Raw genomic sequence first — 15,576 nt, forward strand, 5'->3', positions numbered from 1 at the left:
CAAAATCAAGGGTAGCCCACCGTAAGCAAGGTAAGCAAAAAGTACTTATCTGACAGTAGGTTAGCGTAATTTTGAGAATGCGGCCGCAACGGAGCATTGTACCTATGCTGTACCCCATAGTTACTCGCTCCAATTGATGTCCGAGAATTTACGAGCATCAACGTCAGCGTTTAAGCGCCGAAACTACGCCGATGGGAAGGCTGTTGAGGGCTCAACCTACCAACGAGCAACGTGCGGACTGGTCAAGCAAAGGTATGCGTCCGGGCAGCCAGCAGGGACTAATAGCGCAGCCGGGTCAAATGGCGTTGCGAAGAATACTGCTTGATTATGGACTAGCGGCTGGAGGTCGTGGAGGCTCGTTGACCCCGAAGTAGTTGGCCCATAGCGATGTCAATACTGCCTGCCTTTGCTCTTCTGACACCGTGAGGACGGAGGCGCCGATAACAAGACTCGCGATCAAAAACGAGGAGACTGCGCTTGGCACGCCGGAGAGAATCCAAGCGCCTGCCCTCTCCCAAATGGAACGATGGGCACGCTGATAATTTTTCATATTCTGGAGAAGGCGCTTTTGCTCGTTTGTGAGCTGGTTCTTATGCTGCTTAGCTAAGGCAGCTTTTTCCTTTTCATGATCGGCAGTGAGATCCTTCTCGATTTGGCCAATCATTTCGTCGAGAAATTTGGTTGCTTTCTCTCGGAAGTCGTCAAGAGAATTGTTTTGAAGGGTCTGATCATGAAAGGTGTCGACCTGCTGCTGGATGAAGGTTTCGTCTTTCCCCTCGCTCCTAAGCGATGTCGCTAGCGTGTGCTTTTTATGCTTATAAAGCGCATAGGCGATTAGGCCAATGGCGTCCTGGTCGTTCTTAACTAGCGATGCAAAAACCCATCTTTTTTTCAAAACGCGTTCTTCCCTAAACAGAAACGCCCCATTAAAGGGGCGTCCAAAAACTGCAGGACCTGGTTAAGCGCTTACGGTGCTCAACGCCTTTACGGAAACGTTGATGATGTAACGCTCCCTTTCCTTAGAGATCAACTTTTTCCCTGAAAGGCTTTCAGTACTAAAGCTGACGCAGCGCCCAATTTTCCCAGCACTGCTTTTATGCCTGCTGGCCTTTTTTGTGGCTTGCATAAAGCCTCCTTCTGCGTTGAGGGACGCGAACCACTACAGGACGCGTACAACCTTCCCTAGCAGTATAGCTATCGCTCGCAAGGATGTGTAGCGGGAATCTTGCGAATGGAGCTGACTGGCAGCCGTGACGCTTTTGGTAGGGGATGTCGAACCGGATCGCCAGCAAGGCGCCAGGAAGTCCACCCATTTCAAGAATTGTGAAATCAATGCCGTCACTGCAACGATTGGTCGTCACGACCACCCCTCAGAGGCGAATCGCTGCGTCGGCTCAACCGATGGCGGCAAGGAGTTGTTCACGGACGTTCCGCCCGAGCTCGTCGTGCTTTTGGGCCATGAGATATACGCCCTTCCCATCAGACTTTTTGGCCCACAGATCGCCAATGAGACGCTTTTCCTTGCTGTCATTGTTGCTGAATCGATCTCCACCTTTGTACTCCACCACCAGCAACCTGCCATCCTTTAGCTTTACGACGAAATCAGGATAGGTCCGCTGGGTCGCCGTAGGCATCCAGAACTGAGAAGGGTGCACCAAATTGCGGACCCAAAAATCTACCTCATTGAGCAGATCAATGGCTTGCGCGCAATCGAATTCCTCGGTGATTACACCTTTGGGTGTTTTCCAGGGCAAGCCGCCAGGGAAAGGGTAGTAATGCTTCTGAAAACGGTAAGGTCCTCGGTAGTATGAGGTCGCAGGATAAAGTGCCATGTCCTGGGGATATGTGAAGGCGTAGCCTGGGCCGGCAGAGGTCACCAGCTCAGCGTCTTGACTGAAAAGCGTTTGCTGAAAGCCCGCGTCATACGCTTGCTTTTTGAGCAAAAGCAACTGCTCTCCAAGTTTGCGACGCAGGACGAATTGGCCTTTGAGTAGTTGCGCTAGCGAGAATCCCCGGTCCTCAAGCAATCCAGTGACCGCACGACGCAGCCACTCTCGCAAGACTGGCTGCTTAATCGAAGGTTCGCGAATCTCTTGATCTAGCCAGCCTATGAGGTCCGCGGCGCTCCTGTCCTGTGCGAAGCCAGGAAGGTACGTGTTCACATCATCTTTGATGTTTTGAAACTGGACGGTCTTGTCATCCAGGAATACCTCAAACGTCATGCTTGCTTCATCGAATTTGAAGGTCGACAGGTCGGGCGGCGTAGATAGTAAATCCCAGCTGAAAGCTGCTGAAACGGCCCCTCGATCCACCAGTTCCAGCTCTCCCTGCTCGATGAGGCAAAGGCGGGGGACCTGAAACGTGATGTTTCTTTCGCTCGGCGCTTTAGCAGCGATTACGGCTTGCTGATGCCTTTCAATTTCAGCTACGACGGCATCCTTGGCTTTTTTACCCGACACAGCAGACACAATCGCATCGATTGTCGACTGATCGATCTCGTCATTGACCTCCACTATCCCACCGGGCCCGGTCATGTCCGGTGAGAAGTGAACACGCTGCTGATCCCGGGCCGGGATGTTTGAGAGCTCGGGGGCTTGGGGAAGGATTAGTTTCGCGATAGGCAATGACAAAGGGCTGGTAGATCCGCCCTCCAGATCGAGCTCTCGGTTTTTTTCCTTGCGGATAGCCGCCGCAGCTTCCATTGGGTTGAAGCCGATATTGATGAGTGACTGGATCAGTTCACCGGCAGCTCGGCCAAAGCTATCTGTTACGACGTGAGCGTAAGCTTTGCTCATTGCTTCCTGATGCCGCGGCACGGCGTAAGGCATCCGCAAAACCCTGCCAAGTAACTGCTGAATGTCCTTGTCTGACTTAACCTGAGCTACTGAACAGAACACGTACGCGAACGAGCAGTCCCAGCCTTCCTTCAGTGCCTGCTTCGTTATGATCACCTCTATGGGGCAATCCTTGGCGAACAGGTCTACCCCGTCAATCTCGCGTTGTGCGCCCGTAGCGATAGCGATGGCGGACTCATTAACGCCATCGGTTTCGATAAGATGTCGTTTTACCTCTTCAACTGTGGCTTCCCTTTTTGCATTTTCAGCTTGAATTAGAAGTATTGGCCGAATGTACTCCGGCTCGCTCATGGCGGTCTTGGATAGGGATCTGCGTCGAGCTACCGCGCTACTTACTGCAACCTGCCATTCGGCATCGTGTTCTTTCAGAACCACAGGGAATTTGATCATATTCTCTGCTTTCAATTCGAATGCTGAGACGCTGGCAAGCACGTTAGAACTCGCTACATCAGGGGTGGCGGTAAGCTCAATCACTGCTTTCGGTCCAAGGCGCTCATATACGGTATAAGAGAGCGGCGTGGTGGCATTATGAGCTTCGTCCATAATTACCAAAGGCCCGTGGAGCTTGAGAAGGTTCGCAAATGAAGCAGCTGCTTTTCCGCTTTCTCCTTTCTCTAAATAATCTAGCTCTCTGGCGGACCCGCCGAAGTGAGTCTCCAGACCTTCATGGTGCTCATAAACCTTTCGGCCTTCTTCTTTATCGACCCGCAGAGCTGCGACAGTAGATACGACTACGCAAACCTTCGTGATGAGGTCTGCGGGGCGGATCTGAGCGAAATCCGCCACGTCAAAAACTGCTACCTGGCCACCAAATGCATCATCCAGCTCTTGCCGATACGGATGGCGAGGATTTTGGAAGGCTTCCAAAGTTTGGGACTTGATGAGGGTGGTTGGAACCATCCACAAGACGAAAGGGAACTGTCGTTCGAGATAAGAGGTCCCGCAAATGCGGATAATGTGAGCGCCAAGGATGGTTTTTCCGCCGCCAGTGGGGACACGTAGGCATACGTAGGGAACCGATGGGAGCCCGGGCATTTTTTTGTACTCATCCATTAGCCCCACATCAACATAGTCTTCAAACGCCTTAGCGGGGCCGTCCAGTCGAGATGCATCTAAAAATTTCTCAAGGCTCGCCAGTACGCGGCGCTGATAGAGCTTAAGTGTATAGGCCATGGTCAACGCGCCTTGATATCGTAAGGGGTTTGTCGAAAGGTGATTTTGAGATCCTGGAGCAGCTCAGGAGCGAGAAGGCAGGCTTCCCCATAAATCACCTTTTGGCCGTCGAACTCAGGCAGTGCTCTCAAAATCCTTTTCGTTAAGACGTTTCCGCCGCCTTCAGTTAAATCACCTAAGATCCCGTTGAACAGAAGAAAGTATGCGGTCCCTTGATGCACACCTAGCAGGGGGGACCTACAAGCATTAGACGAACGAGCGGTCCCCGTTTCAGCGAACCAGATGTGCGCCGCAAGCTGCTCGAAACAGATTCCTTCGCGGATGTGGCCTGTCTCGTCGAAGACAGGAGCACCTAGAGTGTAATACCTGAATCCCCCGCCCCCGGCCCAATCCACATCTTTTGAGACTCCCCCTTGCTCACCGAGGATTACTTTCTCTAAGCGAGGCAAACAGTGGCTCTCGGCGTGGACGCCGACTTCGATTCCGATCCACTGTCGTCGCATTTTGTGCGCAACTGCCACTGTCGTTCCTGAGCCGAGAAAGCTATCCAAGATAAGGTCACCCGGATCAGTCGAAATTTCGATGATGCGTTTCATCAAAGCTTCGGGCTTAGGTGTGGCGAAATTTTCGTTGCCGAACAGAGCGACTACTTCCTTCTTTGCATCTTGAGTATGGCCGACCTCATCATAAGGCCACAGGGTTTGTGGGACGCGTCCCTGCTTGACCTCCGAAAGGAAACGCTTGATCGCAGGCACATTGGAGCCGTCTTTTCCCCACCAGATTCGGTTGTCCTCATCCAGTTGACGTAGCTTAGCTTCCGAAACTCGCCAATACATACCATTGGGAGGGCCGGCAATCACTCGGCCTGATGGTGTGGTAATGGGATACACGCCTGCCCCATAGTAATTCCGAGCCGACAGGTCGCCTGCTTTCCATGGGCCACGAGGATCTTTGTCTGGGTTGCGGTAGGCTTTATCCTGTTTTTCAGTGCGAGGCATAGGGTTAGGCACCCATTTCTCGGCGTCTCTGGCGTAAACAAAGATGTAATCATGATCAACGGAGAAGTGGCGCGCGGAATTCTTTGGCGAATAAATCTTCTGCCAGATGACCGAGGCAATGAAGTTTGGCCTACCGAAAATCTCATCACATATCACCTTAAAATAGTGAGCCTCGTTATCATCTAGCGTGACCCATAGCGACCCGTCTGGTGCCAACAATTCGCGAATCAGCTCAAGACGGGGATACATCATGGACAGCCACTGCGAATGTTCAAGATTGTCGTCATACTGCTCAAAGGCAGATTTGGTGTTGTAAGGCGGATCGATGAAAACGCATTTTATCTGCCCTGCATAGTAAGGCAGCAATGCCTTCAAAGCATCGAGGTTGTCTCCGTGGATTAGCATGTTATGAGCATCGAGCTCACCACGGGAAAGGGCCATGTTGGGCTCAAGCAACCGGTAGGGCGCAAGCGAGGCCCGTGTGAGGTCTGCGTCACGGTTGAACCAGGAAAGCAGCGGCATGTGAAAGGTTCCAAGGGACGACGTTCAAAGGCCGTAGTTTATCCTTCCTGAACCCAATCGTCAGGGTTTTACAGCTTTGAATGTCTAGCAAGCTGGGGGAAAGACCGATGCGCCTTGATTCGCGCAGATCTGTTCTTTCTCAAAGCGGATATTTCCTGTCGCTTGTCTCGCTACGATACGGGGCTAGACCGGGACGTTTGAAGTGAGGTGTAGGGCGCTGAGAATCTTCGGCATCGAGGTGCCAGCTGCCTGAGAAGGTGTACGGCTGCTCAGTTAGGAGATGGCGCCGTTGCCTGAGCTGCTGGCCATTCGCTCGGCGTACGCGTCCAGCCTGGTAGCTGCGCAAGGCATGCCTTTTAGCTCATGCCAATCACGAGATCCGAAACCAGCTCCTAGTTAGATGTGACGCTGTGGCTTGACGCGCTGGAGGGTTGGGGGTCGGTGCAGTCAGCGCGTGATTTCCGTCGAGCCCCGTAGGGCGAGTAACTAGTGGTGTTTGATATCCCGACGCTTGCGGCGGTATAGCAAACACACATCCTGCCCAGAGTGGTGTCCGCACTTTAGTGTCCTTTTAGTCGCACTAGATGCAGAAAGTATGCAGAGTATCATGTGGCTAACAATATTATTCGATAAATATCGATATTCTTATTGTTTTGCATAGGGATTGCAGAGTGGGTGTCTCTAAAGTGCGCTTAATGTGCGGTAAATCTGTCGCTAATATGTCCTTATTCAGTCGACTTACGATATATCGTAAGTTTACAGAAAGTGTTTTGAAAGTATCATTGCATAGTGTGATAAGGGGATACTCACTATGGAATTGCTTGAAGAACTTCGCCTTGCCCGGCTGAAGAAGCCTGCAGCTAGCGGGAAGGTAGCCTTCCTCCAAAACCTTGAGCAGATCAGTGCCGCCTTGAATGAAGGTTATACGGCAATGGACGTTTGGCGGCTCATGCACAAGCGTGGCGAAATCAACGTCAAATACAACCAGTTCGCAATTTATGTGCGCAAGTTTGTAAGGAGAGCCGGCGATGAAAAATAAGACTCTGCTGTGCATGGTTGCGTCTTTTCTAGTCTTTTCACCTCCGGCTGAGGCTGGCGGTGGAGGGCTGACTGGTGGAGCTACCGAGGTAACACAGCTGCTAAACAACATCGAGCTGATTGAGGTTGCTCTTAGCGAAGCCGAAAACCTTGCGTACACCATGCGCCAGTACGAAATCATGTATGAGAATTTCCGGGCGCTACCGCAACACGTGCGGCAGCAGGCGCTGGCGGATCTTCAGCGCTTGGCGAATATCGTTGCAACTGGCCGGGCCGTAGCCTATAGCTCTGGGCAGATGGATGAGGATTACCAGCGCGAGTACCGCGACTTTGAGTATTACGCCTCGAGAGAGCAGGACAGCCCTGACGATATGGCAGAGCGCTACGGGGCCTGGTCTCAGGCCAATCACGATAGTGTGCGCGGGGCGTTAAGGGCGGCAGGGCTACAAGCCCAACAGTTTGATCGTGAAGACTCGGCGCTTCGCACAGTGGAGGCGCAGATGGAAAGCGCAACCGGAACCAGGCAGCTGCTACAGGCAGGTGGCTCCATCGCTGCGCTGCAAGTGGAACAACTTCAAAAATTGCGACAGCTCCAAATGGCTCAGATCCAGCTACAGGCCAGCCATGTCGGTGGGCAGGTCGATCGCCAAGCGGAGGACGACTCTGCGTGGCATCGCGCCGTTGCGCCTCGCGACAACAACCCGGAAAGCCAGCAGCCGATTCGGGCCAATGATCTGTTCTGAGGAGTGACAGATGAACGTCAATACCAAGATTTTGACCGTTATCGTAGGTTTAGTAATGGCTATCGCTGCTGCTGCGGCGGTGTGGCAGTCCGACAGGACTAAAGATAATGCAGCTTGGGAGCGAGCCACGATTTCGCGTGATAGCGAACCGTCCTCTCAGCGGCCAATCACTGGCGGCGACTTGTTTGGCTCCGGCTCTAAGGAGGGTGGCCTATGAAGCTTTGGTTCCTCCCGATGCTCGGAGCAGGGCTATGCACGTTAAGCGGTCAGGTCCTTGGTGCTGATGGGGAAGTGGTGAGGGATCTCCAGGAAGGATTCCGTGATTCTGTCGCGCTTTGGTACGCACCATTGCAGCAGGTCGCCACTTGGCTGCTTCTGACGCTCTCTGTGATTTCCTATGCCTGGTCTGCTAGTCAGATGGTTCTGAGGAATGCTGATCTTGGTGAGTTTGTAGCGGAGCTCGTAAGGCTGGTGCTCTTTACTGGGTTCTTTCTGTTCCTGATCCAGGGCGGTCAACAGCTGGCTGAGACAATGATCCGCGGCTGGGTCTGGATTGGTGGCCAGGCCACCGGTGCCAGCTTGAGCTTGAGCGTGCCAGAAATCCTCGAGCGCGGTTTTACCCTCGGTGGCGACATCATTTCCGCTGGCAGCGGCCTTAGCCGGATCGCCTACACGATCTTGGCATTGCCGGTAGTCATTCTGTACACACTGATTGCTGCCTATGCCTTCTTCGTATTGGCAGAGATGTATGTGGTAACAGCCGCGGGGATCGTTCTGCTGGGCTTTGGGGGGTCTCAGTGGACTGTTGATTACGCCAAAAAGTACATCAGCTACACCGTCAGCATAGGAGCCAAGCTGTACGTCATGTTCCTGGTCATTGGGGCAGGCGAGCAGTTCATACATCATTGGGCGGCGAATCAGGACCACGAGTCATTCCGCGCCATCCTTGCCATCATCGGAGTCCTTCTCATGATGGCAATCTTGGTCAAGATGATCCCCGACGCCGTGCAAGGGATCATCAACGGTGCTTCATTGGGCGGTGCGACGCCAACTGTTGGCGGCATGGCGCGTGCTGCCGGCTCTGTGGCGGTAGGCGCTGCCGTAGGGGTGGCGGGTGGAGCTATGGCCGTACGTGAGGCTTCAAAGCTTGCAGGCGAGCAAGTCGGCGGTGTTGGGTCTGGGATCGCCTCTGCCAGCAACTCGATCATGGGCGGTGCGTCAGTTGGTCCCCCTCCAGCGCCTCAGTCCGGTTCAACGGGCCCTCTACCTATGCCAGGCAGTGTCGCGTCATGGACGCCACCGGCCTCTGCCAAGTCAGCGGTCGGCGAAGCGCTCTCCCATGCCGGGCGGACCATGAAGAACCTCAACAAAGCGGCGGGCGAGACGCTTGGAGGGCGGATCATGGGCGATTACAGCTCTACTCACGGCACCTTTGGCGGGTCGATGGCGCAGAAGATGCGAGCAGAGCGTTTGGGTATGGTTGCCGAGGGAAAAAGCGATGTAGGAGGCGGTGAGTCACCCACGCAGGCGATGGCGGGCAGCATCGGTGCTGGTGCATTCAGCGGTCAGGGCAGGCCTACGCATAATCGGCCCCCCTTTGGATCTCGACCGAAAGCTACCTTGGAAGCGAATGTCTGCGAACAACCCTACAAGTCCCCTGCGAGGAGACCAATTGATGAACCCTAAACGTCCGCAGGCGCCCGTCTGGTATCTGATGCTTTGGTTGGCTCTCACGCTGCTGCTGGTAGGGTTCGCAATAGGCGGTTCGTGGGTGGCCTGGCTCATGCTACCAGTGTGCTATCCGTTTATCATGAGGGCGGTTGCTTGGCGGCCACGCCCTTCACCCGAGCACAGCAACCTCGACGCTTAAGCGCTTCGCCTCGCGTTCTCTATCACGGCGAGGCGGTACGCATAATCGGACCCCCTGCTGGTGATATAACTAGCTCCGCTATGGAGCGTCTTCTTTGATTTATTAGCGAGCCAAGCGCCGTTGAAGCTTAACTTCGTTACCATTTATCGGTCGACATCGTCCTTGAACGCTAACAACTGCTCACTAACGCGAGTCGAGTCAACCGCGGCAATAAGAACGTCTCCGCAGCTTGGACAATATTCTCCTTCCACGTTATAGATGACCGTGGTTTGCTCGTTGAGGGTGAACGGTAAATCTCGAACATCTGGGATCAACTCAGCGGCACCGCACGTAGGACACTTCATGTTCCGTACTCCTTGTAGTCGTATTTGCAGTTACCCTAATAGCAATGTCACGCTCCTACACGAGGCATAGGCGAAATCACGCCTTTATTCGGCGTTAAAACCGTAGGGTCAGCTCGTGCCCACTGGCGCGGGCTGTACCGCGCAGCGTAGTAGTTATTAGTAAGTACTAGTACGGATTTGTGCGGAGGCGCGGAAGACCGGGAGCGCCGGGCCTTCCAGGGGTATCCAGATCCCCGAAACGTCCCCGTAAATACGAATCAGCGTCCCTGTTAATACGATGGAACGTCCCCGTTTATACGATGCCCGTTCTGCCGGTGATCAAACTCTGTCGATCAAGCGTAGGGCGCTCGATGGTCGCCTTCGCAGCAGCTCCTTTGCCCTGAACGTTCACCTTCCAACCGTCCAGCGCGTCGATATCCTGTAGTGCTTTGCTGATTCGGTGGCGCCTGCTGCGGTTCGTAGAGGCAGACGTGCTGGGGGGGCCGCAAACCTTTTCGGCTAGCCGGTCGAGCCGGATGCTATTGCGACCACCCTGCCGCAACCATGCCGATAGCCAAGCATGGGTAAGCTGTGCTGTGTCGCTGTCCAGTGCTCTCCGCTCAGTCAGCGACACATGTACATAGTGCCCAGACAGTGCCTCGGCAAACCGAGGGTTCAAAGCAATATGTAGCCTTTCGTCTCTGGTTTTGGCATAGGACAGCAAACGCATGGACCATTCATGCTCGGCCTTCCGAACACGGCAGCCCACCATACTCAAGCGCTCTAGACACTCCTCCAGTCGGCCGTATTCCGCCTTGCCAACAGCCATGCCTGCGGCCTGCAACAGCGCGTGGCGACTGGTCTTGACCACCACGGCTTGATCCAACGTGGCCAATTCCTCTGGTTTTAAATTTTGCCAGAGTTGTTGCGCCCTACAATGACTGATGCCTGCATGCAAGTCTTCAGTGCCGAGCTTTCCGGCTAGAGCGATTGTGGCCAGCAAAACAGATTGGTCTCGGCAATCCAGTGCCCGCCAGATATTGAGTTTCATCTGCAGGCCTCCATGCTCGTGTTCTACAGTGATTCCACCTGGCCGGCGCCCGTGATATACCGGGCGAAACAGCGGCGCGAGTCCTAGAGCCGGGTCTTGGCGGGCATATTCAGCCGAGACGCGATTTTTAGCCGGTGTACACACTGGCGGTACGCTCCCTTTTGGCGTTTTCCTGCCTTGCCGGGACGAGCTCGGCAGGTACCAAAACTCCTTCTGTCTGCCGCGCATACCAGCGATCGTCCTGCTCTTCTGCGTAGTTCACCTTGCTGGTACCGAACCGGATGAAATGTCTACGTCGGTCGTCACCAATTGGTCGACGATCAAATTGGCGGTCGCTCAGAACCCGGGCTTTCTCTACCGACATCCGTTCGACGAAACCGCACCAACGTGCATTGTCGACCAATGCTGAAGCGCCGCGGGCCGCCTGCTGCTGGCCGGTCTGGCCTTCTCGGGCGCTACCTTTGTTTACATGGTGCAGGTAAAGCACAGACGCCCCGGTGAGATAGGCAACCTGCTCCAACCTGGAAATCAATTGAGCCATTTCCCCATTGTTGTTTTCATCCAAGAGGTGAATCCGGCTAAGCGTATCGATGATAATCAGGCGGCTACCACGGCAGAAGTCCAGCAAACTCTGCATGTGGCGTTGGTCCATGATATTGAGCCCTTTGCCGACTATCGATTCCACCACCAGGTTCTCCGCTATGGCGGCTTTAGCAGTCGGACCCAGGTGCTTACCAATGGCATGAACACGTCGCAGAAGCAGCGCTTCTGGATCCTCACCAGCCAGATAGACCACCTGTCCCGTGTTGAGTGGATTCAGCTTCAGAATATCCCCACCGGCAACGCTGCATGCGATACACATCGAGGCTTCCAGCGCCCAGAAGCTCTTACCAGTTGCGCCCGGGGCGACCAAAGCTCCCACAGTGCCTGTGAGAAAACCTGGCCATATAAAATCCAACGGCGGCGGCTCGTTTTCAAACGCCCACATCAGATCTATCGCCATGTATCAGCCCCTACCACTGCAAAGTCGATCACCGTCGAGCAGCTCAGCAATCTGCGAAGTGCGGAAGTAAACTCGTCGGCCAATTTTCAGCTTCGTCTGATTGATTTCCGATGCCCAGTCGTTCTGCGAGCGCAAACTGATGCGCAAGCCGTCTGGTGAGCGGTCGAGAATGTTAGCGAGCTGCACGAGACTAAGCAGCGGGCCAAAGCGGTCGTGAAGAGAATCTTCGATAGTCATTTCGTAACTCTCCGTATAGATAACAAGTAATACGAAGATTACGAATACCGCGCGATTTTGTATACTTACGACATATCGTAAGTGACTGAAAAACCAATAGGTAATTTCGTCATAAAACCTTTTTAACGCACTTTTACCGCACTCTAGCCGCACTTTAACCACACTGCCGCTGGCTTATATGGTTAACGCTTTCGGTTTTCTGGTTTCTATATTTGTAAATAATATAAACGCCAGCCGATCATCGTTTTACGCGGCGGTAGTGGTGTGAGTATCGCGGGGGAGCCGCATAGTGCAGTAAGTTAGCTGGGCAGGATGTGTGTTTGCTATACCGCCGCAAGCGTTGGTCGAGCAAACAAGCACTTACTCGCCTGCAGCTCGACGTGTCCGGATTCGCTGACGACTTAATATATATCGTTAGTCTGCGTTTCGTGGCTTGCTCGCTCTTCGCAAATCGATGGCGTCCAGCTCATCAACCAGGTCCTCGGCGCGGAGGTGAGTGTAACGTCGCAGCATTTGCATCGACTTGTGGCCGCTGATCGCAGCCACCTGCTGATCGCTGAGACCACCTTCGACAAATCTACTGACTGCCTCGTGCCTGAGGTCATGAAACCGAAAGTCCTTCAGACCAGTATCAGCTTTTACTTTCAGCCAAACCTTGTTGAAGTTGTAGAAGCGGCGCTGACCGTCTCTCCCTGGCTCACCGAAGAAAAGAATGTCTGTATCGATGGGTCGTACCGGGTTGTTCAAGGCCGCACGGAAAACTTCAGCGGCAGCCTTTGTGAGAGGGACGGTGCGGGGGAGCGTGTTCTTGGTATCAAGCAAGCGCACGATTCGACGCTTCAGATCAACTTGGCTACGGCGCAGCGTAGTTATCTCGGATGACCGCATGCCAGTCTCAAGAGCGATCGTCACGATCCAGCCCAGCATCGGATTGGAGTGGGCAGCCACAGCCTCGAGCAATCGAACCTCTTCCTCTCTGCTGAGACGCCGTTCGCGCCCGGGGGGTGGGGCCGGGCGACGGATCGCCTGCACCGGATTGAAAGCTAGCCCAATGCCCCATTCCTTTATCGCAGTGCTGAGCATATGTCCCAACAGGGCTAGATCGAGCCGGACCGTATTCGGGGAGCGAGGTCTCGGGGCAGGCCTCCCTTTGGCGTCCTTCCTGTCCAGCCCGGCAAGTCGTTCATCGCGATACTTGGCAATCAGCTCGGGAGTCAGCGCCGCTAACGAATATTTGCCAAGCTTTTGGATCAGCGGCTTGGAGTGCCGCGCATCGCTCGCAGCAGATGCCGGGCGCTTGGTGGGGGAAACCTCTGCTAGATAGCGCTGCAACGCGTCTGCGACCGTCATGCGTTCGGCTGGGGCGCGCTGGATGTAAACGCCTCGCACCATCTCGTCTTCGACACGGCGTGCCCAATCTTCAGCATCACGTTTGGTTCTAAAAGTTTTGGTAGCGGTGGGAAATCCGGTCTTGCGGATGACCGCTTTCCAGGTGCCAGAAGGGGTCTTTACGAGGGTGGCCATAGTGGGTTCCTGCGCTTCCAGAAGTTAGCAGTGTACCGAAATTGTACCTTTCGGTGATGTTAACGATTGGTCGCCGGAAACGTGACGGGAAGCCACCGAGCCATGCAAGCGGTAAGTGGCTGTATTGTAGAGCCTTTACGCTGCAATGTGCTGGCTAGAAATGGTGGGCCCAGTAGGACTTGAACCTACGACCAAGCGATTATGAGTCGCCTGCTCTGACCAACTGAGCTATAGGCCCACGACGTCGTGCAGCCCGGCATTATACGGACTGGGCTCGGCAGTGACCATAGCGGGTTGGCTTGGTGAGAGCATAAAAAAACCCGGCCGAGGCCGGGTTTCGATCGACGCATGTTACTCGTCGAGGAAGCTTCGCAGATGATCGCTGCGCGTCGGATGGCGCAGCTTGCGCAATGCCTTGGCCTCGATCTGACGAATCCGCTCGCGGGTTACATCGAACTGCTTGCCGACCTCTTCCAGCGTATGATCGGTATTCATGTCGATGCCGAAACGCATGCGCAATACCTTGGCTTCCCTTGCGGTAAGCCCCGAAAGCACTTCGCGGGTGGCTTCCTTTAGGCTTTCCACGGTAGCCGAGTCGATCGGCGATTCCATGGTCGAATCCTCGATGAAGTCGCCCAGATGCGAGTCTTCGTCGTCACCGATCGGCGTTTCCATGGAGATCGGCTCCTTGGCGATCTTCAGTACCTTGCGGATCTTGTCCTCGGGCATTTCCATGCGCTCGCCCAGCTCTTCAGGCGTCGGCTCTCTTCCCATTTCCTGCAACATCTGTCGGGAAATGCGGTTGAGCTTGTTGATCGTTTCGATCATGTGCACCGGAATACGAATGGTGCGCGCTTGGTCGGCGATCGAGCGAGTGATCGCCTGACGGATCCACCAGGTTGCGTAGGTCGAGAACTTGTAGCCGCGGCGGTATTCGAACTTGTCCACCGCCTTCATCAAACCGATGTTGCCTTCCTGAATCAGATCCAGGAATTGCAGGCCGCGGTTGGTGTACTTCTTGGCGATCGAGATAACCAGACGAAGGTTGGCTTCAACCATTTCCTTCTTGGCGCGGCGGGCGCGTGCTTCGCCGATCGACATCCGGCGATTGATGTCCTTGACCTCGGAAATGGTCAGATCGAAATCCGACTCCATCGCGGCGAGCTTCTTCTGCGCGCGGATGATTTCGGGTTTGATCGCCTCGAGTGCTTCGGCGTAACGCGGGCCGTCGGCCAGCAGCGAATCGACCCAGGCTTCGTTGACTTCGTTGCCGGGGAAGCTGCGTAGAAAGTCGGCGCGCGGCATACGTGCGTCGCGCACGCACAGCTGCATGATCGAACGTTCCTGGGCACGAATGGCGTCCTGCGAGCCGCGTACACGGGTCACCAGTGCCTCGTACTGCTTGGGAATAAGCTTGATCGGCATGAACAAGAGCGCGAGCGCAGCAAGCTCTTCGGTGGCCTGCGGGCTGCCCCGACCATGCTTCTTCAGCGCCTTCTTGGTCTTGGTCAGCTGATCTTCGATGGCACCGAAGCGCTGGCGGGCAACTTCCGGATCCGGACCGCCATCGCCTTCCTCTTCGGTCGAATCGTCGTCGCTGTCATCCTCGTCGTCGTCCGATTTTTCTTCAGCCTTGGGCTTCACCGGCTGTGCGGGGACTTCGCTGGCGCCGGGGGCGGACATGCCATCGTCATCAGGATCGATGTAGCCGCTGAACACGTCCGACAGGCGGCCGCCCTCGTCGACGACGCGGTGGTAGTCGGCAAGAATGCTGTCAACGGTGCCGGGGAACATGGAGATGGCAGCCATGACTTCGCGGATGCCTTCCTCGATGCGCTTGGCGATTTCGATTTCGCCTTCGCGAGTGAGCAGTTCCACGGTACCCATCTCGCGCATGTACATGCGCACAGGATCAGTGGTACGGCCGATATCGCTTTCGACCGCAGCCAGCGCAGCCGCAGCTTCTTCAGCCGCAGCCTCGTCAGCGTCGTTGTCAGCCAGCAACAGGGCATCGGCATCGGGAGCGGTCTCGAAAACCGTGATCCCCATGTCGTTGATCATGCGGATGATGTCTTCAACCTGTTCCGGATCCGATATATCCTCCGGCAGATGGTCGTTGACCTCCGCATAGGTCAAGAAGCCCTGCTCGCGACCGCGAGCGATTAGCTCCTTGAGACGGGATTGCTGTTGCGCTTTTCCGGACATAACAACCCTTGTGGATGCCTTGTGTGCAAAAAAA

At 54.8% G+C, this 15,576-nt stretch carries 13 protein-coding genes and 1 tRNA gene; 4 read left to right on the top strand and 10 right to left on the bottom strand.

From position 1 onward, the window contains the following. Positions 1–325: 325 nt before the first annotated feature. From KEM63_RS01800 to KEM63_RS01810, 3 genes are all read right to left on the bottom strand, one after another. On the bottom strand, positions 326–895 hold the full coding sequence (locus KEM63_RS01800) for a hypothetical protein (protein WP_223654409.1): 570 nt from the start codon (positions 893–895) through the stop codon (positions 326–328). Positions 896–1,394: 499 nt separating this feature from the next. Then, a complete protein-coding gene (locus KEM63_RS01805) occupies positions 1,395–4,028 on the bottom strand; it encodes a DEAD/DEAH box helicase (RefSeq protein WP_223654411.1) in 2,634 nt (877 codons plus the stop codon). A gap of 2 nt (positions 4,029–4,030) precedes the next feature. Then, a complete protein-coding gene (locus KEM63_RS01810; RefSeq protein ID WP_223654413.1) occupies positions 4,031–5,548 on the bottom strand; it encodes a site-specific DNA-methyltransferase in 1,518 nt (505 codons plus the stop codon). Positions 5,549–6,359: 811 nt separating this feature from the next. Here KEM63_RS01810 and KEM63_RS01815 point away from each other — a divergent pair. Genes KEM63_RS01815 through trbL form a run of 4 tightly spaced genes read left to right on the top strand, consistent with a single transcriptional unit; the run spans position 6,360 to position 9,015 of the window. Then, the gene (locus KEM63_RS01815; protein ID WP_223654421.1) at positions 6,360–6,587 is read left to right on the top strand and encodes a TraK family protein; all 228 of its coding nucleotides are present in this window, start codon (positions 6,360–6,362) and stop codon (positions 6,585–6,587) included. A 13-nt stretch (positions 6,588–6,600) separates the two neighbouring features. Continuing rightward, positions 6,601–7,329 carry a P-type conjugative transfer protein TrbJ gene (gene trbJ / locus KEM63_RS01820; protein ID WP_223654431.1) on the top strand — a complete coding sequence of 243 codons (729 nt, stop codon included), beginning with the start codon at positions 6,601–6,603 and terminating at the stop codon, positions 7,327–7,329. Between the two features lie 10 nt (positions 7,330–7,339). After that, the gene (locus tag KEM63_RS01825) at positions 7,340–7,546 is read left to right on the top strand and encodes a hypothetical protein (RefSeq protein WP_223654433.1); all 207 of its coding nucleotides are present in this window, start codon (positions 7,340–7,342) and stop codon (positions 7,544–7,546) included. Next, positions 7,543–9,015, top strand: coding sequence for a P-type conjugative transfer protein TrbL (gene trbL, locus KEM63_RS01830; RefSeq protein ID WP_223654441.1), 1,473 nt, complete (start codon positions 7,543–7,545; stop codon positions 9,013–9,015). The genes KEM63_RS01825 and trbL overlap by 4 nt, the downstream gene beginning before the upstream one ends. Positions 9,016–9,342: 327 nt before the next feature. Here the strand turns inward: trbL and KEM63_RS17010 are convergent, their stop codons facing one another. The 7 genes from KEM63_RS17010 to rpoD all read right to left on the bottom strand — a co-directional run bounded on the left by KEM63_RS17010 (position 9,343) and on the right by rpoD (position 15,542). Continuing rightward, positions 9,343–9,543, bottom strand: a complete 201-nt coding sequence (locus KEM63_RS17010; protein ID WP_223654443.1) for a type II toxin-antitoxin system MqsA family antitoxin — start codon at positions 9,541–9,543, stop codon at positions 9,343–9,345. A 292-nt stretch (positions 9,544–9,835) separates the two neighbouring features. Next, entirely contained in the window at positions 9,836–10,801 is a 966-nt protein-coding gene (repC, locus tag KEM63_RS01840) for a replication protein C, IncQ-type (RefSeq protein ID WP_223654445.1), read from the bottom strand. Then, a complete protein-coding gene (locus KEM63_RS01845; RefSeq protein WP_223654447.1) occupies positions 10,701–11,576 on the bottom strand; it encodes a helicase RepA family protein in 876 nt (291 codons plus the stop codon). The genes repC and KEM63_RS01845 overlap by 101 nt, the downstream gene beginning before the upstream one ends. A gap of 3 nt (positions 11,577–11,579) precedes the next feature. Next, positions 11,580–11,813 (bottom strand): DNA-binding protein, encoded by a 234-nt coding sequence (locus tag KEM63_RS01850; protein WP_223654449.1) that lies wholly within the window; start codon positions 11,811–11,813, stop codon positions 11,580–11,582. A gap of 414 nt (positions 11,814–12,227) precedes the next feature. Then, positions 12,228–13,337, bottom strand: coding sequence for an integrase (locus KEM63_RS01855; protein ID WP_223654451.1), 1,110 nt, complete (start codon positions 13,335–13,337; stop codon positions 12,228–12,230). Positions 13,338–13,498: 161 nt separating this feature from the next. Continuing rightward, positions 13,499–13,575 (bottom strand) — tRNA-Ile (locus KEM63_RS01860). Positions 13,576–13,688: 113 nt separating this feature from the next. Next, a complete protein-coding gene (rpoD, locus tag KEM63_RS01865; RefSeq protein ID WP_223654460.1) occupies positions 13,689–15,542 on the bottom strand; it encodes an RNA polymerase sigma factor RpoD in 1,854 nt (617 codons plus the stop codon). Between the last annotated feature and the right edge of the window lie 34 nt (positions 15,543–15,576).

This window comes from Halopseudomonas nanhaiensis, from assembly GCF_020025155.1.
Lineage (GTDB): Bacteria > Pseudomonadota > Gammaproteobacteria > Pseudomonadales > Pseudomonadaceae > Halopseudomonas > Halopseudomonas nanhaiensis.